Source organism: Rhodopila globiformis (assembly GCF_002937115.1).
Taxonomy (GTDB): domain Bacteria; phylum Pseudomonadota; class Alphaproteobacteria; order Acetobacterales; family Acetobacteraceae; genus Rhodopila; species Rhodopila globiformis.
The window spans coordinates 48083-67362 of sequence record NZ_NHRY01000272.1 but is presented as its reverse complement, the minus strand read 5'-3'; the positions used below and the strand labels follow the sequence as shown (position 1 = coordinate 67362).

At 67.5% G+C, this 19280-nt stretch carries 15 protein-coding genes and 1 riboswitch; of the genes, 12 read left to right on the top strand and 3 right to left on the bottom strand.

Annotation, left to right across the window (positions count from 1 at the left end):
* Positions 1 to 94 precede the first annotated feature (94 nt).
* From CCS01_RS31075 to CCS01_RS31040, 8 genes are all read left to right on the top strand, one after another.
* Positions 95 to 976, top strand: coding sequence for a flagellin (locus CCS01_RS31075; protein ID WP_104522937.1), 882 nt, complete (start codon positions 95 to 97; stop codon positions 974 to 976).
* Positions 977 to 1072: 96 nt separating this feature from the next.
* Positions 1073 to 1507: a flagellar biosynthesis repressor FlbT gene (locus CCS01_RS31070; protein ID WP_104522935.1), complete on the top strand. Its 435-nt coding sequence runs from the start codon at positions 1073 to 1075 to the stop codon at positions 1505 to 1507.
* The gene (locus CCS01_RS31065) at positions 1501 to 1848 is read left to right on the top strand and encodes a flagellar biosynthesis regulator FlaF (protein ID WP_104522933.1); all 348 of its coding nucleotides are present in this window, start codon (positions 1501 to 1503) and stop codon (positions 1846 to 1848) included. Before CCS01_RS31070 ends, CCS01_RS31065 begins: the two co-directional genes overlap by 7 nt.
* A 13-nt stretch (positions 1849 to 1861) precedes the next feature.
* On the top strand, positions 1862 to 2713 hold the full coding sequence (locus CCS01_RS31060) for a DUF1217 domain-containing protein (protein WP_104522931.1): 852 nt from the start codon (positions 1862 to 1864) through the stop codon (positions 2711 to 2713).
* A gap of 35 nt (positions 2714 to 2748) precedes the next feature.
* Positions 2749 to 4206, top strand: coding sequence for a methyltransferase domain-containing protein (locus CCS01_RS31055; protein WP_104522929.1), 1458 nt, complete (start codon positions 2749 to 2751; stop codon positions 4204 to 4206).
* Positions 4196 to 6535, top strand: coding sequence for a tetratricopeptide repeat protein (locus CCS01_RS31050; protein ID WP_104522927.1), 2340 nt, complete (start codon positions 4196 to 4198; stop codon positions 6533 to 6535). Before CCS01_RS31055 ends, CCS01_RS31050 begins: the two co-directional genes overlap by 11 nt.
* A gap of 125 nt (positions 6536 to 6660) precedes the next feature.
* Positions 6661 to 6841, top strand: a riboswitch (cobalamin riboswitch).
* Between the two features lie 95 nt (positions 6842 to 6936).
* Positions 6937 to 8004, top strand: coding sequence for a HoxN/HupN/NixA family nickel/cobalt transporter (locus tag CCS01_RS31045; RefSeq protein ID WP_104522925.1), 1068 nt, complete (start codon positions 6937 to 6939; stop codon positions 8002 to 8004).
* A gap of 443 nt (positions 8005 to 8447) precedes the next feature.
* The gene (locus tag CCS01_RS31040; RefSeq protein ID WP_158258705.1) at positions 8448 to 9851 is read left to right on the top strand and encodes a carbohydrate porin; all 1404 of its coding nucleotides are present in this window, start codon (positions 8448 to 8450) and stop codon (positions 9849 to 9851) included.
* A gap of 601 nt (positions 9852 to 10452) precedes the next feature.
* On the opposite strand, the gene CCS01_RS31035 is transcribed toward CCS01_RS31040, so the two are convergent.
* Positions 10453 to 11259, bottom strand: a complete 807-nt coding sequence (locus CCS01_RS31035; protein WP_104522921.1) for an exodeoxyribonuclease III — start codon at positions 11257 to 11259, stop codon at positions 10453 to 10455.
* The gene (locus CCS01_RS31030) at positions 11259 to 11945 is read right to left on the bottom strand and encodes a fumarylacetoacetate hydrolase family protein (RefSeq protein WP_104522919.1); all 687 of its coding nucleotides are present in this window, start codon (positions 11943 to 11945) and stop codon (positions 11259 to 11261) included. Before CCS01_RS31030 ends, CCS01_RS31035 begins: the two co-directional genes overlap by 1 nt.
* Positions 11946 to 12026: 81 nt before the next feature.
* Between CCS01_RS31030 and dctA the strand changes: the two genes are divergently transcribed.
* Complete coding sequence (dctA, locus tag CCS01_RS31025) at positions 12027 to 13325, top strand: C4-dicarboxylate transporter DctA (RefSeq protein ID WP_104522917.1); 1299 nt, start codon at positions 12027 to 12029, stop codon at positions 13323 to 13325.
* A 202-nt stretch (positions 13326 to 13527) separates the two neighbouring features.
* Here the strand turns inward: dctA and CCS01_RS31020 are convergent, their stop codons facing one another.
* A complete protein-coding gene (locus tag CCS01_RS31020; protein ID WP_104522915.1) occupies positions 13528 to 14745 on the bottom strand; it encodes an ABC transporter substrate-binding protein in 1218 nt (405 codons plus the stop codon).
* A gap of 441 nt (positions 14746 to 15186) precedes the next feature.
* Between CCS01_RS31020 and CCS01_RS31015 the strand changes: the two genes are divergently transcribed.
* The 3 genes from CCS01_RS31015 to CCS01_RS31005 all read left to right on the top strand — a co-directional run bounded on the left by CCS01_RS31015 (position 15187) and on the right by CCS01_RS31005 (position 19034).
* Complete coding sequence (locus tag CCS01_RS31015) at positions 15187 to 16365, top strand: mandelate racemase/muconate lactonizing enzyme family protein (protein ID WP_104522913.1); 1179 nt, start codon at positions 15187 to 15189, stop codon at positions 16363 to 16365.
* Positions 16366 to 16368: 3 nt separating this feature from the next.
* The gene (locus CCS01_RS31010) at positions 16369 to 17358 is read left to right on the top strand and encodes an adenosine kinase (RefSeq protein ID WP_239992467.1); all 990 of its coding nucleotides are present in this window, start codon (positions 16369 to 16371) and stop codon (positions 17356 to 17358) included.
* Positions 17359 to 18038: 680 nt separating this feature from the next.
* Complete coding sequence (locus CCS01_RS31005; RefSeq protein ID WP_338050018.1) at positions 18039 to 19034, top strand: alpha/beta fold hydrolase; 996 nt, start codon at positions 18039 to 18041, stop codon at positions 19032 to 19034.
* Positions 19035 to 19280: the final 246 nt, after the last annotated feature.

The following is a 19280-nucleotide window of genomic DNA, read 5'->3' as shown; positions in this document are numbered from 1 at the left end:
GTTTGATTCATCAGCTGTTAACCTTTCTCCGGCATGGTTCAACATGAGCTCGCAAGAGGCGGGCATGTGATTTCCACCCAAAGGGTCAGACGCCATGTCCTTGAACTCTATCAACACCAACATGGGCGCTATGGTCGCGCTGCAGTCGCTGAACGCCACGGAGCAGCAGCTCGCCGCCACCCAGAAGCAGATCTCCACCGGCTATCGCGTTGCCGACTCCACCGATGACGGCGCCGCCTATGCCATCGCGCAGGGCATCCGCTCCACCGTCGGGGCGCTGACCAGCGCCAACCAGCAGCTTGGCGGCGCGCAGGGCCTGCTGAGCGTCACGCAGTCCGGCCTGAACAATATCTCCAACATGATGGGCAGCATGCGCCAGCTGCTGGTGAAGCTGTCAGACAGCAGCGTGCAGGGGTCTGACCGGACGAACTACATCACGCAATACAATGCTGAGCTTGCCAACGTGAAAGGCTACATCCAGGACGCGAGCTACAACGGCAAGACACTAATCGGCAATATTACCGGCAGCAGCGGCACATTCGGCAGAACCTCGCTCATCAGGAACGAGGTCGGAGCAACCTACGGCGTCGCCACATTCGGCGGCTCAGCGCTCTATGGCTCGATCGCCTTCAATGCCACCGCACTGGCAGCGACCGCCGTGGGGGGCACATTCGCAACCGAGGTGCAGAAAATCGCGGGGTATATCACGGCGAACGGTGTGTTCGCGAAAATGGCGAATAAAGTCGGCACAGAACTCAACACCATTGGCTCCGCGATCAACTACGTCAACAACCAGGTCACCTACAACAACGACAAGATCGACGCGCTGAACAGCGGGATGGGCTCGCTGATCGACGCCGACCTGGCGAAGGAATCGGCCCAGCTCACCGCGCTGCAGATCCGCCAGCAGCTTGGCACGCAGGCCCTGTCGCTGGCGAACCAGGCGCCGCAGACACTGCTGAGCCTGTTCAAGTAACGATGCAGGAGCGCCGGCGGGTCCCGCGCGGGCTCCGCCGGCGAACGTGCTCGCAACCAGGGCCGCGTCATCCCTGCGCGCCGCGGAAGGTACACGATGTCGAATCTCGTTCTGGAGCTGCGTCAGGGCGAAGTCATGATCGTCAATGGCGCGCCGATACGCTTCCGTACCAGGTCGCGCATCGAGCTGACCGCGAAGGCGCGGTTCCTGTTCGGCAAGCAGATCATGCCGCCCGACCAGGCCGACAGCCCGGCGCGGCGGATCTACTTCGCGCTACAATCCGCCTATATCGGCAACGAAACCGAACGCGAGGCCGGGCTGGAAGCGGCCCGGCACTTCATCGCCGAGTTCCAGGCGGCAACCACCTCGGAGGCCGTCCGCCTGGTGCTGGAGCAGGCGCTGATCGCCGCCGAGGAAGACAACTGCTACCAGGCCCTGAAGCTGGTCCGGCGGATCATCCAGTACGAGGACTCGGTCCTGGGCCGCACCACGAACGCCGCCATTCCGAAAGAAGCAGGACAGCCATGCTGAGCACGACCCACGCCCTCGAAGCCTACCAGGCCACGTCGCGGCTGCGCTCGCAGCGCGAGCAGGAGGCCGACGTCTTCCGCGAGGCCACCGCCGGCCTGAAGGCCGCCCGCGGCGGATCGGTGATTCAGCAGGTCCGCGCCCTGGCCGACAACCGCCGGCTATGGATCATGGTCAGTGACCTGATGCGCGATCCCGCCAACGCCCTGCCGCCGCCGCTGCGCGGCGCGATCCTGTCGGTCGGGCTGACCGTGCACCGGGAAATGGACCAGGAGTCGCCGGATTTCGACTTCCTGATCAGCATCAACGAGTCGATCACCGCCGGCCTGGCGGGACAGCCCTGAGGCGGATGCCGCCATGAGCGACTATCCCAGCTACCTGACCACGCTGTACGGCACCGCGTCCGGCAGCGGCAACAGCCTGCTGGACACAATCTACGGCACCGGCACGCAATCGGCCGGCGCGTCGGGACAATCGCCTGCCCAGGCGCTGCAGCAGGCCGAGCAGAACCAGACGCAGGACGTCAAGGCTACCGCCGCGCAGCCGGACGTCAAGACCGCCATCGCCGCCTTCACCAACGCGGTGAACTCCGCCAAGAGCGTGACGCAACTGCTCAGCGATCCCGCGGTGATGAACGTGCTGCTCACCGCCAACGGCATGAGCGACCAGATCGGCTACACTGCCCTCGCAACCCAGGCGCTGACCTCGAACCTCAGCGATTCCAGTTCCCTGGCCAACACGCTCAGCGACACCCGCTGGAAGACGCTGGCGCAGACCTACAACTTCGCCGCCAACGGGCTGACATCCATCCAGAACGCCTCCGCCATCGCGAGCATCGCCAACGCCTATGCGACCGCCGTCTGGCAGAAGAACGAAGATTCGGTGACGCCCGGCCTGTCGAACGCGCTGGCATTCAGGTCGCAGGCCTCGTCGATCACCTCGGTGGACCAGATCCTCGGCAACATGACGCTGCGCACGGTCGTGACCACCGCGCTCGGCATTCCGCAGGAGATCGCCTTCCAGCCGCTGGAAGCCCAGGAGAAGGCAATCAGCAGCCAGCTGGACGTCACCCGGTTCCAGGACCCCAAATTCGTCGAGAGCTTCCTCCAGCGCTACCTGCTCGCCGCCGGTTCCAACGCATCCTCGTCCACCGCCACGACGACCGACATGACGTCGCTGTCGGTGCAGGCGCAGGGCATCCTGGTCTGATTGTTTCTTCAACGGCTCAAAAGGAGCTCTGCCTTATGGACACGATCGAGGTTACCACCGACGCCGGCACGCTGTGCGCCCGCGCCGCCACGCTGCTCCGGGCCGGCCGCATCGGCGCGGCAAGGCCATTGGTTGCGGCAGCGCGCCGCATGGCGCCGCCATCGCCGCAACTGACCATCCTGGCCGCGCAACTGGCGATCAACGAGGGCGCCCTGGACCGGGCGCGGGCGGACCTGGACAGCGCGATCGACGCGGAACCGGCGCAGCCCGCACTACGCATCTGCCGCGCCGACGTGCGCAGCCGGCTGGACGATCCGGAAGGAGCGGCGCGGGACGCGGCGGAAGCCGTCATCCTCGCCCCGGACGACGCGCAGGCCAAGGCGGTGCTGGGCGGGGCGCTGCTCAATCTCGGCCATGCCGCCGACGCGGTGGCCTGCCTGTCGGAAGCACTGGCGGCGCGGCCGCAAGAGCCGTTCTGGCGGGAAATCCTGGCGGTCGCCCTGCAAGCCGCCGGCGACGCCGACGCCGCGCTTCGGGTCCTGACCGACGGCATTGCCCTGTTGCCGGCCAACGTCGCCCTGCGCAACGCCGCGATCCTGCTGTGCCTGCGCCGCCGCGACTTCACCGGGGCCGAGAAGCTGGCCGAACAGGCACGCCGGCAGGGCATTGCCGATGCCTGCACCTTCGGCATGAAGGGCCACGCGCTGTCCAGCCTCGGCCGTCATCAGGACGCCGCCGTGGCCTATCAGGAAGCCTACAAGCTCGGCCCGGACGATCCCTATGTGCGGCACCTGGTGATGGCGTCCGGCGCCTTGCCCATGGCAAGCCGCGCGCCCGAGAGCTACGTCCGGGCGGTGTTCGACGGCTATGCCAGCCGGTTCGAAGCGAACCTGCTTTCGCTCGGCTACAGTATCCCCGGCGCAATCCGCCAAGCGTTGCTGGCGCATCCGAAGATCGCCGCCGGGCAGCCGGTCGGCCCGGTCCTCGACCTCGGCTGTGGGACCGGGCTGGCAGCTGTCGCCATCAACGACCTGCCGATGGGGCCTTTCACCGGCGTCGATCTGTCGCGTTGCATGCTCGATTATGCCCGCGCCAAGAAGATCTACGACGAGCTGCGCGAGGCCGACGTCATCGCCGATCTGACGGCGCACCCGCAGCGCTGGCCGCTGATCCTGGCCGCCGACATGTTATGCTACTTTGGCGCGCTGGAGGAGATCCTGGCGCTGGTGCAGGCGCGGCTGCTGCCGGGCGGCTGGTTCGTGTTCTCGGTCGAGGAACTGCTGCCGGATCGCGACGGCGGGGTGCCCGGCGACGGAAACTGGGCGCTGCAACAGCTGGGCCGCTACGCCCATGCCGCGACCTACGTGCACGAGGCCGCCATCGCCGCCGGGTTCCGCGTCGTGCGCTCCGCTCGCTTGGCGGCACGGCAGGAATCGGGGGTCCCTGTCCCCGGAATCGTGGTGACACTGGAGACCATCCGCCATGACGATTGACGTCCTGCCCCACGGCGGCGCGGCGCACGCGGCCGCCGGCGTCGCGCTGCTGGCGGATGGCCGGTTTCAGGAAGCCCTGGCGCCGCTGCGCCTGGCGCTGGCATGCGGCGAGGCGCCCCCGGCAACGCTGCTGAACCTGGCGATCGCCGAGGACCGCGCCGGCGACCGCGGCTACGCCCGCACCTTGATGCGCAACGTGGCGGTCCGGCTGCCGGACTGGGACGAACCGCTGCTGCGCCTGGCGGAAAGCTACCGCGCCGTCGATGACATGGAGCAGGCCGAGGACGCCTATCGCCAGGTGCTGGCGCTGAACCCGGTCCGGCGGGAGGCGCTGGTCGCGCTCGGCGCCATGCTGCTGCAGCGTGGCCAGGCGGAGGAGGCGCGCGACCTGCTGCTGCGCGGCTGCGGCGTCGCGCCCGACGATGCCGAGGCCTGGAACGCGCTCGGCCTGGCCTTCCTGGCTGGCGGCGATCCGAAGCGGGCACTGACCGCCTTCGTCCGGGCGCAGACGCTGAAGCCGACAACGCCTGAGTACGTGCTGAACAACGTGGAGGTTGCCGTCAAGGCTGGTGAGGCCGAGGCGGAACTGGCACGCTTGACAGTGGCGGGAGAGCAGGACCCGCTCAATCTGGCAGCCCAGCTTGGCCGCGGCTTGTTGCTGGAGCGGCTGGGACGGCGGCCAGAGGCGATCGACGCACTGGAAGCCGCCGTCGCGCTGGCGCCCGATGCGGTGCTGCCACTGTCGTTGCTGGCGTCGCTGCTGTGCCGAACTACCCGCTTGCGGGAGTCCGAGGCGACGCTGCGCCGGCTGATGGACCTGGCGCCAGACAATGCCTGGATGCGCAACGACCTGGGCGCGGTGCTGCTGCGCAGCCAGCGTTATGTCGAGGCCCACGAGCTGCTCCAGGAAGCGGCCGATACGATCGGGCCGGACAGCGCGGTGCTGAGCAACCTCGCTAATGCCACCGTCTATCTCGGCCTTCAGGAAGAGGCGGTGGCGATATCCCGGCGCGCCATCGATCTCGGCCCCGAATCGGTGATGCCGCGGCGTTCCCTGTGCAACACCTTGCCGTACCGCGATGCCACTACCGGCACGGAACTTTTGGCGGCGGCGCGGGCCTGCGCCACGCGCCTGCCGCGGACGACCGTTCCGCCTTTCGCCAACACGCCCGAACCGGAGCGCCCGCTGACAGTGGGGCTGTTGTCCGGCTCGCTGCGGTCGCATCCGGTTGGCTGGCTGACCGTGGCCGGGATCGAGACGCTCGATCCGCGGGCCTTCAGCGTGGTGTGCCTGTCGCAGAACACGACGGCCACGGACCCGATCGCCCGCCGGTTCCGCGCGGTGGCGCAGGCGTGGGTGGACATCGACGCCCTGAGCGATACCGCCCTGGCCGAGGCGGCGCGGGAGCGGGGGATCGACATCCTGCTCGACCTGGGCGGCTACGGCGAGGCTGGCCGCATGACCGCCTGCGCCAACCGCCTGGCCCCGGTGCAGATCAAGTGGGTCGGCATGCAGGCGCACAGCACCGGCCTGCCGGAGATGGACTGGTTCCTGACCGACCGGTGGGAGACGCCGGGCGGGTTCGAGCCGCTGTACAGCGAGCGGCTGCTGCGCCTGGCCGACGGCTATGTCTGCTATAGCCCGCCGCCGCACGCGCCGGACGTGGTGCCGCTGCCGGCGCTGGCCAACGGCCACGTCACCTTCGGCTGCTTCAACAACCTGGCGAAAATCACGCCACGGGTGATCGACACCTGGGCGGCGATCCTGCGGCGCATTCCCGACGCCCGGCTGGTGCTGAAGACCCAGCAACTCAGCGAAACCACCACCGCCGATCGGCTGCGCGCCGCCTTCGCGGACCACGGGATCGCCGCGCACCGGCTGGACCTGCGGGGACCGTCCGGGCACCGGACGTTCCTGGGCGAATATGGCGACATCGACATCGTGCTCGACCCGTTCCCCTATTCCGGCGGCCTGACCACCTGCGAGGCGCTGTGGATGGGCGTGCCGACGATCACGCTGCCAGGCGAGTTCTTCGCCGCGCGGCACTCCCTCAGCCACATGAGCAACGCCGGGCTGGCCGACTGGGTGACGGACTCGGTCGAGGCATACATCGAAATGGCGGCCGCCCGCGCCGCGGACCTGCCGGCGCTGGCCAGCCTGCGGGCGGCCCTGCGGGAGCAGGTGCGGCGCAGCCCGCTGTGCGACGCGCCGCGGTTCGGCAAGAACCTGGGGGCAGCGCTGCGACATGCCTGGCGGACGTGGTGCGCGGAGGGCAACGGCAGCATGCCCGGATCGACGGACGATGCATCGGCGGAGGCTCGTGCCTGACCCGGCGCAGACATTGAACAGTGGGACACCAAATCCGGGCAGCCCACGTTTCGATTGGAACAAATGTCACACGTGGTGCGCGGCATCGGCGCGGAGATAATTCATTGACCGTACGGTTCGGCGGCAACTAAAGTGACGCCGATGGTTCCCCGGCAGGGGATGAAAAGGGAACATGGTGCAAGGCCATGGCTGCCCCCGCAACTGTAGGCGGAGAGTTGGTCACCAGGACGCCACTGGAGTACCCGGGAAGGCGGTGACCAGCGCGGACCCGCAAGCCAGGAGACCTGCCATCGCAGGCGTCAATGCCGCCGCATCGGACGGGGTGCTCCGATGGATTCGTGCCGCGCCTGCGGGGCGAACCAGGGTGGCAGCGACAGAGACGTCACGCGTGGTTCCGCTTTATGTTCAGGCACGTTCTTCATACCTTCGACGATCGCTCCGCTGACTTGCGCGGGCGGCTGATCGGCCTCTATGCCCTGCTGATCGCCGCCAACGTTGGCGTCTGGGCCTGGGCGCTTTCCATTTTTCGCGAACAGCCGATCCTGTTGGGCTCGGCCCTGCTCGCCTACAGCTTTGGGCTGCGGCATGCGGTCGACGCAGACCATATCGCCGCGATCGACAATGTCACCCGCAAGCTGATGCAGGACGGCAAGCGTCCCATGGGCATCGGGTTCTGGTTCTCGATGGGGCATTCGGCTGTCGTCGTGCTGGTGGCCGCGGCCATTGCGCTGACGACGGCGGCCATGTCGTCGCGGTTCCAGGCCTGGAAGGGCGTTGGCGGGATTGTCAGCACGTCGGTCTCCACGCTGTTCCTGTTCGCCGTCGCCGCGATGAACGTGGTGATCCTGATCGAGGTGTGGCGCACCTTCCACGCCGTGCGGCGTGGCGGCGCGTTCGCCAACCAGGATTTTGACACGCTGCTGAACAGCCGCGGCTTCCTGGCACGGCTGTTCCGCCCGCTGTTTCGCCTGGTCACCCGCAGTTGGCACATGTTGCCGCTCGGCTTCCTGTTCGGCCTGGGCTTCGATACCGCGACCGAGGTCGCTCTGCTGGGCATGTCCGCGACACAGGCGGGCAAGGGCATGTCGATCTGGTCGATCATGGTTTTCCCGGCCCTGTTCGCGGCCGGCATGTCTTTGATCGATACGACCGATGGCGTCCTGATGCTCGGCGCCTACAACTGGGCGTTCATCAAGCCGATGCGCAAGCTGTACTATAACCTGGTGATCACGGCGGTTTCCGTCGTGGTGGCAGTACTGATCGGCGGCATCGAAGGACTTGGCCTCATCAGTGGGCAACTTGGGCTTCAAGGCCGGTTCTGGAATGGCATCGGCCTGCTGAACGACAACTTCAACAACCTGGGCTTTGCGATCATCGGCGTCTTCATCGGCGCCTGGGTTTTGTCGTTGCTGATCTATCGCTACACGGGCCTTGACGATATCGAAGTGGTCCCAGCCAAGCCGCGGTAAGGGGCGACGCCTGGCCGCCGGCAAATCGAATGGTTGGCGTCGTTTCCGCGGCAACGGACGCGACGCCGGCCGATCACCCCCGCCGCTGAACGTCCGGTTTCCATGCATCACGCGCGGGAGCGGACGGCGCGCTTGCGATCCAAGCCGGTCGTTGGACGAAACCGCTGGCGTGCTATCGGCTTCGTCGTCCGCCGACGATACCTGACGCCGGTTGGCCGGCTTGCAACGGCAGTGGCTGCCGCGGCACGGCGCTGCTGCCCGCAGGTTCCAGGGCGGCACACGGAAGGCACCGCATGGAACCGACGCCGGCGGCGGCATCAAAAGCCGGCGGGACGGACGACAGCGCCGTCCGGCCAATTTGGGGCTTGCCCGGACTGCAATGCTGGGCTAAGGCAAATGCAAATGCGAATGAGTCGCATCTCACCTTCTGTCGTCGAGGCCCTATGCGCCACCTGTCCTCCGCTCTCCGCCCGGCCAGCTGCCTTGGCGGCCTTGTCCTGGCCACCGTGCTGTGCGCACCTGGCGCCGCCCTGGCGCAGACCTCCGGTCCGACGCCACAACCGGAACCCGTTCCGGTCACGCCGGAACAGGCCGCGCAGGTGACCACGGAACAATGGGCGATCCACGGCCAGACCACCTACACCCAGCAGCTGCAGCCGGGGTTTCGCTCCCCTTTCGAGGGACCGCAGAGCCTGCCGGCGGACGCCAACGGGCGCGAAACTTTCGACGCCACCCTCTATCTCGGCTTCCGTCCCTGGCAGGGCGCCGAGATCTGGCTCAATCCCGAGGTCGACCAGGGCTTCGGGCTGGGCAACAGCTTCGGCGTCGCCGGCTACCTCAGCGGCGAGGCCTACAAGCTGGGCCAGACCGATCCGTATTACCGCATGTCCCGCGCCTTTTTCCGCCAGACCATCAACCTCGGCGGCGGGATCGAGAAGATCGATGCCGACCTCAACCAGCTTGCCGGCACCCAGACCGCGAACCGGCTCGTGTTCACCGTCGGCAAGTTCTCGGTGGTGGACATCTTCGACACCAACAAATACGCCCATGATCCGCGCAACGACTTCCTGAACTGGGCGATCCTCGACATTGGCGCCTTCGACTACGCGGCGGATGCCTGGGGCGTGACCTACGGCGCGGCGGCGGAGTGGTATGAGGGCCGCTACGCCGCCAGGGTCGGCCTGTTCGACATGCCGGCCGAGCCGAACAGCATCCACCTCAGCCTGCCGCTGTTGCAGCAGACCCAGTTCGTCACCGAGCTGGAAGAACGGCACACGCTGTGGGACCAGCCGGGCAAGATCAAGCTGCTGTACTGGCTGTCGCGCGGCAACCTCGGCACTTACTCGGATGCGCTGGCGCTGGGCTATGCCACCGGGACCGTCCCCTCGACCGGCGCGGTCCGCAACTACCGCAGCAAGTACGGGGTGGGCTTCAACCTGGAACAGCAGATCGTCCCCGACCTCGGCATGTTCGTGAAGGGCGGCTGGTCGCAGGGCGGGGTGGAGGAGGACGCGTTCACCGACATCAACGCCTCGGTCACCGTCGGCCTGTCGTTGGCCGGCACACGCTGGGGGCGTCCCAACGACACCGTCGGGCTGGCGACCGCCATCAACGAGATCTCGGCGATCGGCAGCCGGTATCTGGCGGCGGGCGGCCTGGGCGGCATCGTCGGCGATGGGGCGCTGTTCAAGTCCGGCCCCGAATCGATCGTGGAGACGTATTACAACTTCGCCGCGTTCAGTTGGGCCAATATCGCCGCCGACTACCAGTTCGTCAACAACCCGGCCTACAACCAGCAGCGCGGGCCGGTTTCGGTGTTCGCGCTGCGCCTGCACGCGCAGTTCTGAGCGGCGGGCGTTCTGTCTCCGCCGTGGCGGGGCGCCGATCGCGGCCATTCACCCCTGACAGTCGAAGCACGGATAGCCGGGACCGGCACCGTATGCGCGCTACTAAAGAGACGGCCAAACGGCGGCCATCGCCTATCGTCATGGCGGCCGCAGGGCCGCCATCCACGCCTTTGTCTGGTTCGGCACCGCCAGGCGTAGATGGTGGGCCTCCGCCCCATTGGCGTTAAAATAGCGTGGCGGCGGTACGATGCTTGCCATTCCGTCATGGCCCGGCTTGTCCGGGCCACCTATTCCAGCACTTGTGCCGCGACAGGTGGCCCGGACAAGCCGGGCCATGACGATGGTGGAACGCTCTTGGCGCCCAGGCAAGCACTTGAGTTTACGATCATTTCCGACTCTTTTCCAGGATGTGTGCATTGCGTAGGGACAAGCCGGGCCACGACGAGGAGGCAACAGCCAGCCCTGTTTTAACGCCAATGGGGCCTCCGCCCACCATGACGTGGTGGGAACGACTGCGCCTCACGCCGCGCCAAGTCAGCGGGTATGGACTGGCGCCCGGCCATGACGATGGCGCAGCGGTGAAATGCCGCGCTGCCTGGCGTCAGACCCGCATCTCCACGCACACCGGCACATGGTCCGAGCCTTGCGGCCAGTCGCGGGCGTCCTTCAGGATAGCCTGGCTTTTCAGCGCCGGCTTCAGGTCCGGCGTCACCCAGATATGATCCAGCCGCCGCCCGCGGTCGGACTGGCGCCAGTCGCGGTTGCGGTACGACCACCAGGAATACAGCTTCTGGTCCGCCGGCACGAAATGCCGCACCGCGTCGATGAAGCCGGCCTGCATCCAGGCGGTCAGCCCCGCCACCTCGGCCGGCGTGTGGCTGACCACGTCCAGCAGTTGCCGGTGGCTCCAGACGTCGTTCTCCAGCGGCGCGATGTTCAGATCGCCGACAAGGATCGAGCGGGCCAGGCCGGTGCGCGCCGCGAACCACAGCCGAGTTTCGGCGATGAAATCCAGCTTGTGGCCGTATTTCGGGTTCTCCGCCCGGTCCGGCACGTCGCCGCCAGCCGGGACGTAGAAATTGTGCAGCTCCAGCGGCCCGCGCGGCGTCCGCAGCGTCGCGGCGATGTGCCGGCAATCGCCCTTGCCGCACCAGTCGGGGGCGATTTCATGCACCGCCAGCGGCACGCGTGAGAGGATGGCGACGCCGTTGTAGCCCTTCATGCCGCGGAACACGGTGTGCGGGAATTCCAGCGGCCGCAGCGCCTCGGCGGGGAACAGCTCGTCCGGGACCTTGGTCTCCTGCAGGCAGATCACGTCCGGGCGCAGCGCCTCGACCAGCCGGTCGAGCAGGCCGATGCGCAGCCGCAGCGAGTTGATGTTCCAGGTGGCAACGCGCAGCAAAGGCATCAGACGATACGCGTCCTGACGGTGCCGACGCCCTCCACCACCCCTTCCAGCACGTCGCCGCGCGCGACCGCGGCGACGTTCTCCGGCGTGCCGGTGAAGATCAGGTCGCCGGGCGCCAGCGTCACCAGGCCGGAGAGACAGGCGATCGTCTCCGGCACGCTCCAGATCATTTTCGACAGGTCGGAGGTCTGGCGCACCGTGCCGTTGACCTTCAGTTCGATCAGGCCGCGGGACGGGTGGCCGATGCGCGCGGCTGGGACCATCAGGCCGATGGGGGCGGAATGGTCGAAACCCTTGCCCATGTCCCAGGGCTTGCCCTCCTTCTTCGCCGCGTTCTGCAGGTCGCGGCGGGTCATGTCGAGGCCGGCGGCATAGCCCCAGACGTGGTCCAGCGCCTTCGATTCGGGGATGTCCGCGCCGCCCGCTCCGATTGCAACGACCAGTTCCATTTCGTGATGAAGTTGTGTACTCTGCGGCGGATAGGGCATATCGGCGTCGTTCGTCAGCAGCGCGTCGGCCGGCTTCATGAAGAAGAACGGCGGCTCCCGGTTCGGGTCGCTGCCCATTTCGCGCGCGTGCTCGGCATAGTTTCGTCCGACACAAAAAACCCGCCGAACAGGAAAAAAACCACCATCCGCAACGGGAATCGCGGTAATGGCCGGCGGGGTGATGACGAAATCAGCCATTCGGTTGCACCTTCGTTTTGTCAATCGGGGCTTCGGCCATCGCGGCAGGCCAAGAGGTAAGGGAAAGAGAGGCTACGGGCAATGGCGGCCACGACCATGAAATCGGCCAAGGGGTTGTACATACAGGTCCTCATCGGCGTCGTCCTGGGCGCCGCGCTGGGGCATTTCTGGCCGGACCTTGCGGTGAAGATGCAGCCGTTCGGCACGGCCTTCATCAAACTGGTGCGGATGATCATCGCGCCGATCATCTTCGTCACCGTCGTGGTCGGCATCGCCAAGCTGTCTGATGCCAGGGAAGTCGGGCGCATCGGCATCAAGGCGATCGTCTACTTCGAGGTCATGACGACGCTGGCGATGTTCGTCGGCCTGATGGTCGCGCACGTGCTGCAGCCGGGGGCCGGGCTGAACGTCGATCCGGCCAGCCTGGACGTCCATACCATCGCCAAGTACACCGCGCCGTCGGCGCACCAGGATGTCGTCGGCTTCCTGATGAACATCATCCCGAACACCGTGGTCGACGCCTTCACCAAGGGCGAGATCCTGCAGGTGCTGCTGTTCGCGGTGCTGTTCGGCCTGGGGCTGTCGCGCCTGCCGGGCGATCACGGCAAGGCCATCGTGCACGTGCTGGACGAGGCCGGCGCCGGGCTGTTCGGCGTGATCGCGCTGATCATGCGCGTGGCGCCGCTGGGCGCGTTCGGCGCGATGGCGTTCACCATCGGCAAGTACGGCATCGGCGCGCTGGCGCAGCTCGGCTTCCTGATGCTGTGCTTCTACCTGACCTGCGTGATCTTCATCTTCGCCGGCATGGGCCTGGTGGCGGCGATGATGGGGCTGAACATCTTCAAGATCGTCCGCTTCATCAAGGAGGAGTTCCTGATCGTACTCGGCACCTCGTCGTCCGAGGCGGCGATGCCGACGCTGATGGAGAAGCTGGAGCTGCTGGGCTGCGAGAAGTCGCTGGTCGGCCTGACGGTGCCGCTGGGCTATGCGTTCAACCTGGACGGGTCGTCGATCTACTTCACCATGGCGATCGGCTTCATCGCCCAGGCGCTGAACATTCCACTCAGCTGGAGCGACTACCTGCTGATCCTGGCGGTGCTGCTGCTGACCTCGAAGGGCGCGGCGGCGGTGACCGGCGGCGGGTTCATCACCCTGGCGGCGACGCTGGCGACGATGAACGGCAAGGTGCCGGTGGCGGGCATGGTGCTGCTGCTGGGCATCGACCGGTTCATGAGCGAGGCGCGGGCGATCACCAACCTGTTCGGCAACACGGTGGCGACCATCTTCGTCGCCTGGTGGGAGGGCTCGCTGGATATCCGGAAGGCCAGGGCGGTGCTGGATCGCCCGGGCGGGGTGGAAGAGGCGGTGCTGGCGGAGTAGGGCGAACGGTCGTCGCCCTCTCCGTAATGACAGGCGCTGTCCCGGCCATCTGCGCTTCGACGCCTGGCGGCGGATGGCCGGGACTGCGCCCGGCCATGACCGAGGGGCAACGGACCCGGCCCCTGCCTCTCGTGTCCCAGGCCGCGGGATCGGCGCTCAGCCTCTCTTGTCCCGACGGCCAAGGGACCTGCGTCCCGCGGGATCAGGCCGCCGAGGCGCCCTCGATGATGTCGCCGAACAGGTCCCAGGTCTTGCCGTTCCAGCGCATCAGCTGAAGCTGCCGGATTGGATGGTAGTTGGTCGGGCTGGTGTTGATGCGGATGCCCGGCAGCAGCACCGGGTTCTCCAGGTTATGCAGGTTGGTCGCCTGCTTCATCATGTTGTGCCGCGACAGGTCGTTGCCGCAGGCCTTCAGCACGGCGATCATCGTGTCGGTCAGGCCATAGGCGGCGACGTTGCCGCCGTCCTTCACGTCGCCGTCCGGGTAGTACTTCGCCATGAACTCGCGCCATTTCTTCATCCCGGCGTCGTTCTCCCAGCGCGGGTCGGTCGGGTCCTTCAAGTAGGCCGAGCTGACGATGCCGACGCCGTTCTCCGGTCCCGCCGGCAGCATCACCGCGCCGACGGAGACCGACACGCCGGTCAGGATATGCAGCGGCTTCCAACGCATCTCCGCCAGCTTGCGGATCGTCTGGGCGGCGAATTTCGGCGTGGCGACGGTCAGCAGCACCTCGACCTTGGCGGATTGCAGGCTGACGAGCTGGCTGTCCACGGTCGCATCGGTCACCTCGTACGAGACCTCGGTGACCTGGTGGGCATAGCGGTCCTTCAGGGCGTCGCGCATGCCGTGCAGGTAGTCTTTGCCGAAGTCGTCGTTCTGGTACAGGATGCCGATCTTCGCGTCGGGCTTATGCGCCAGAATGTATTTGCCGTAGACCTGGGATTCGGTGACGTAGCTGGGCTGCCAGCCGATGGTCCAGGGATGCTCCTTGTAGTCGCCCCACTTGTCGGCGCCGGTCGCCACGAACAGCTGCGGCACCTTCTTCATGTTCACATAGCGCACGATGGCCGAGTTGGTCGGCGTGCCGAGGGTGGCGAACAGCGCGGCGACGCGGTCCTCCTCGATCAGGCGGCGGGCCTGCTCGACCGTCTTGGGCGGGCTGTAGCCGTCGTCGTAGGAGATGAAGTTGACCTTGCGGCCCGCGAAGCCGCCCTGGTCGTTCGCCATTTTGAACATCGCCGCCTCGGCCTTGCCGAGGGTGCCATAGGCCGAGGCGGGGCCGCTGTAGGGCACCGTGTTGCCCAGGCGGATCTCGGTTGCGGTCACGCCCGGGGTTTCGGCGGCGCGCACGATGGCGGGGGCGGCGGGGATGAACGTCGCGGCGGCGGCGGTGGTCAGCACGGTGCGTCGATGCAACATGAAACAGTTTCTCCCTCGTTGACGGCCGGTTCTGGTTGGCCTGCGGCGGGAGTTTAGGGCGACGCTCAACGGTGGGGCCAGGAAACATCCGTTGACCAGAGGGTGGCTTCCCGGCTCGTGCTCGGCATTGGCGCTCAAAAAGCGGGATCGGGGACGTGGCGGTTCCTACACCGTCATGGTGGGCGCAGGCCCACCATCCACGCCTTTGCTGATAGCGGCACCGCAAGGCGTGGATGCCGGGCCTGCGCCCGGCATGACGGAATGGCAACGACCGCCGCCTGCCGCACGCAAGGGCATGACAGGCCGCCAGCCGTCCGGACGGCGACACGTGCCCGGGCATCGTGACGTTTCATCCTCAGGCGCCACCGGGACAGGCCCAAGGTTGCCTCCAACGGCAATGCGCGTAGCCTGACGGCAAAACCAACCCGGAGAGGAACCGCCATGAAGATCGCCAGGATCGAGGACCTGCACGCCAACGCCGGCTGGCGCAACTTTTCCTTCTTGAAAATTACCACCGACGACGGCCTTGTCGGCTGGTCGGAATACACCGAGGCCGACGGCAGCCGCGGCCTGACCGCGGTGATCCACGGCATGACCGAACCGCTGATTGGCACCGACCCGCGGGCGGTGCAGGCGATCGAGTCGATGCTGTACGTGAAGCAGGTGCAGGCGCCGAACGGCGTCAACCAGCGGGCCATCGCCGCCATCGTCAACGCGCTGCTCGACATCAAGGGCAAGGCGCTTGGCGTGCCGGTGTACGAGCTGTTCGGCGGGCCGATCCGGACGCGCATACCGGTGTACTGGTCGCATTGCGGCACCTACCGGGTGCGCGACCATGAACTCGTCGGCGCGCCGCCGCTGCGCACTTATGACGACATCGCCGCGCTCGGCGCCGAGGTGAAGCGGCGCGGCTACACGGCGCTGAAGACCAACATCCTGCCTTGGGACGGGGAAAAGCTGACCAGCTTCGTCCCCGGCTTCGGCCGCTCGCCAGGCTATCCGGAACTGAACTGCGACCGCTCGGTGCTGGCCTCGCTGCGCAAGCAACTGGCGGCGTTCCGGGAAGGCGCCGGGCCGGACATGGGCTTGCACCTGGACGTGAACTACCACTTCAAGACCGAGGGCAACCTGCAGGTCGCCAAGGCGGTGGAACCGTTCGACCTGGCCTGGTTGGAGATCGACACCTGGGACCCGGCCTCGCTGGCGCTGATCCGCGGCAAGGCGCCCTGCCCGATCGCGTCGCTGGAATCCGTCACCGGCCGGCGCGCCTTCCGGCCGTTTCTGGATGCCTACGCGACGGACGTCGCCATCATCGACGTGATCTGGAACGGCTTCCTGGAGTCGATCAAGATCGCCGCCATGGCCGAGGCGTACGAGGTCAACGTCGCCCCGCACAACTACTACGGGCACCTGTGCTCGGCCGTCAGCGCGCATTTCTGCGCCGTGGTGCCGAATTTCCGGGTGATGGAGATCGACATCGACAGCGTTGCCTGGCGGGACGAGCTTTTCATCAACGCCCCGATGATGGAGAACGGCGCGCTTGTTCTCCCTGACCGCCCCGGCTGGGGCGTGGACGTCAACGAGGCGGCGGTCAGGGCGCATCCGCCAAAAGGAAAATGACACGTGACTGAAGCGACTTACGATATCCTGGGCATCGGCAACGCCATCGTCGATGTGGTGGCCCGGGCCGACGAGGCCTTTCTCTCCCGCCACAACATGCACAAGGGGGCGATGCGGCTGATCGACGCGGAGGCAGCCGATGCGCTGTATGCCGCCATGCCGCCGGGGCAGGAGAGCAGCGGCGGCTCGGTCGCCAACTCCTGCGCCGTGGCCGCCGCGCTGGGGGCGAAGGTCGCCTATGTCGGCAAGGTGGCGGACGACCAGTTGGGCACGGTGTTCCGCCACGACATCCGCGCCATCGGCGTGCATTTCCCGACCGCGCCGCTGCTGGACAGCGCGCCCACGGCCCGCTGCCTGATCCTGGTGACGCCGGACGGGCAGCGGACGATGAACACGTTCCTGGGCGCCTGCGTCACGCTGGATGCCGGGGACGTCGATCCGCGTCTGGTGGCGGCGAGCCAGGTGACGTACCTGGAGGGCTACCTGTTCGACCCGCCGGCGGCGCAGGCGGCGTTCTACCGCGCGGCCGAGGCGGCGCACGCGGCCGGGCGGCAGGTGGCGCTGTCGCTGTCGGACGCGTTCTGCGTCGATCGCCACCGCGAGGCGTTCCGCAAGCTGGTCGCCGGCCACGTGGACATCCTGTTCGCCAACGAGGTCGAGATCACCAGCCTGTACGAGCAGAACAGCTTCGAGGCCGCGGCCGAGCTGGCCCGCGCCGACGTCGGCCTGGCGGTGCTGACCCGCAGCGAGGCCGGCAGCGTGATCCTGCGCGGGTCCGAGACGGTGGCGGTGGAGGCAGTGCCGACGCAGGTCGTGGACACCACCGGGGCAGGCGACGCCTATGCCGCCGGGTTCCTGGCCGGCCTGACCGGGGGAAAATCGCTGGCCGCCTGCGGCCGGATGGGCAGCATCGCGGCGGCCGAGGTGATCAGCCATTACGGCGCGCGGCCGGAGGCGGACCTGCGGAAGCTGGTCGCCGCCGGGCTGGCGTAGGGGCGTTGCGGCGGACCGTCTCCGTTCCGTTATAACTGGGCGTGTGCCGATGGGCGCTGACAGGGCGCAGCATGAGGCACGGTCGCTCCCCCCACGTCATGGTGGGCGCAGCATGCCCCCGCGAAGGCGGGGGAGCCCGGCATTCACGCCTGGCGGCGTGGGAACGAACGAGGCGTGGATGTCGGGCCGGAGCCTGTGCCCGGGCTTGTCCCGGCTACTCGGCATGACGACATGGCAACAGCCGGGTCCGGCCGGCGATACAAGGCGGCTGAAGCCGGACCTGGCGGTGCCTGTCGCGGACCGTCGGGTGCCCATCTCTGCGGACTCTGCGCATACCTCTGCGCATACCTCTGCGCGCTCTGCGTTGCAAAGCGGTGGTTGTGGCGCCACCGGCGTTGGCCGGTGAGCGGCTCCCTGGCAGCGTCGATCCGTGCGGCGGCACCGCGATTCAACGCAGAGTCCACAGAGGCTGGCGCAGAGGACACAGAGAAGGGTCTGTTGCGACCTGCTGTCGCGGTGGCGTGGTACGGACAGCGGGACTGTTTCGCCCGGAATCCGGCGGATGGTTCATTGGCTGCCGCCATCCTTTCGCGCCCGGTCAGGCCAGCCGTGCGGGCCTGGCGATCGGCGGTCTGCAGCCTGGCGCCTGTTTCGCCCTGGCGCATGGGGCCGTTGCCTGGGTGCCGGCCGGGCGAACCGTAATCCTGGCCAATACCACCACCGTCTGGGTGGTGCCGCTGTCACTGCTGATCCTGCGCGAGCACATCCCGCCGCGCCACCTGATCGAGACCCGAAACGTGGCCGCCGCCACAAGCCAGCCCCCTTGCGCCGCAGCCGATGATGGCGATGCTGCTGCCCGCATCCGCCAGGAGGCCGCACCGCGCATGATCCTGAATGCCATCGAAGCCGGCGACGGCCAGCCCGTCGTGCTGCTGCACGGCCTGTTCGGCGCCGCCCGCAATTTCGGCGCCATCCAGCGGGCGATCGCGCCGCGCTTCCGGGTGCTGGCGCTGGACATGCGCAACCACGGCGCCAGCTCGCACGCCGCCGACATGCGCTATGCCACCCTCGCCGCCGACGTGCGCGAGACGCTGCTGGCGCGCGGGATCGGGCAGGCGGCGATCGTCGGCCATTCGATGGGCGGCAAGGCCGCCATGGCGCTGGCGCTGCAATGGCCGGACCTGGTTGGCCGCCTGCTGGTCGCTGACATCGCACCCGTGCCGTATGAGCACGGCAACACCGCCGTCGCCGAGGCCATGCAGGCGATCGACCTGACCCCGTCGCTGACCCGCCAGCAGGCCGACGCCGCCCTGGCCGGCGCCGTGCCTCGTCCGGACGTCCGCGCCTTCCTGCTGCAGAACCTGCGCTTCGGCGCCAAACCCCACGCAATGCCCCATTGGCGCATCGCGCTAAAGGAGATCGCTGCCGCGATCCCGGACCTGGAGGGCTGGGACGACCTGCCGGGCACCTATGACGGGCCGACCCTGTTCGTCTCCGGCGCCGAGTCCGGCTACGTGCTGCCGGAGCATCGGCCGGTGATCCGCGCGAAGTTCCCCTCGGCCCGCTTTGTCGCCGTCAAGAACGCCGGGCACTGGCTGCACGCCGACAATCCGGCCGGTTTCCTGGCAGTGCTGGAGGCGTTCCTGCAGCCCTGGCAACTACCCGCTGCACAATGACGGTTTGACGGAGCATCGCCGAGCGCGCGGCCTAACCCGTCGCCGTGGATTCGACCCCGAACAACCTATGGCAAACCGCAGACAGGTTGAGACAAGCCGGCTACACGATATCGCACTGTCATGGCGGCGCGTCGGCATGTCGTCATTTGCGTTCATCTGCGGTTCCATAATAAAACGATCTCCGCCCGAGGTGGGACAATCATCCGCACGATGCCGCCGCCACCGGCGGTCAGGCGGGGTCACTGC

Bases quoted from the DNA above. Each gene is read 5' to 3' on its own strand.
- CCS01_RS31075 (WP_104522937.1), top strand. From the start codon at position 95: ATGTCCTTGAACTCTATCAACACCAACATGGGCGCTATGGTCGCGCTG.
- CCS01_RS31070 (WP_104522935.1), top strand. From the start codon at position 1,073: ATGTCGAATCTCGTTCTGGAGCTGCGTCAGGGCGAAGTCATGATCGTC.
- CCS01_RS31065 (WP_104522933.1), top strand. From the start codon at position 1,501: ATGCTGAGCACGACCCACGCCCTCGAAGCCTACCAGGCCACGTCGCGG.
- CCS01_RS31060 (WP_104522931.1), top strand. From the start codon at position 1,862: ATGAGCGACTATCCCAGCTACCTGACCACGCTGTACGGCACCGCGTCC.
- CCS01_RS31055 (WP_104522929.1), top strand. From the start codon at position 2,749: ATGGACACGATCGAGGTTACCACCGACGCCGGCACGCTGTGCGCCCGC.
- CCS01_RS31050 (WP_104522927.1), top strand. From the start codon at position 4,196: ATGACGATTGACGTCCTGCCCCACGGCGGCGCGGCGCACGCGGCCGCC.
- CCS01_RS31045 (WP_104522925.1), top strand. From the start codon at position 6,937: ATGTTCAGGCACGTTCTTCATACCTTCGACGATCGCTCCGCTGACTTG.
- CCS01_RS31040 (WP_158258705.1), top strand. From the start codon at position 8,448: ATGCGCCACCTGTCCTCCGCTCTCCGCCCGGCCAGCTGCCTTGGCGGC.
- CCS01_RS31035 (WP_104522921.1), bottom strand. From the start codon at position 11,259: ATGCCTTTGCTGCGCGTTGCCACCTGGAACATCAACTCGCTGCGGCTG.
- CCS01_RS31030 (WP_104522919.1), bottom strand. From the start codon at position 11,945: ATGGCTGATTTCGTCATCACCCCGCCGGCCATTACCGCGATTCCCGTT.
- dctA (WP_104522917.1), top strand. From the start codon at position 12,027: ATGGCGGCCACGACCATGAAATCGGCCAAGGGGTTGTACATACAGGTC.
- CCS01_RS31020 (WP_104522915.1), bottom strand. From the start codon at position 14,745: ATGTTGCATCGACGCACCGTGCTGACCACCGCCGCCGCCGCGACGTTC.
- CCS01_RS31015 (WP_104522913.1), top strand. From the start codon at position 15,187: ATGAAGATCGCCAGGATCGAGGACCTGCACGCCAACGCCGGCTGGCGC.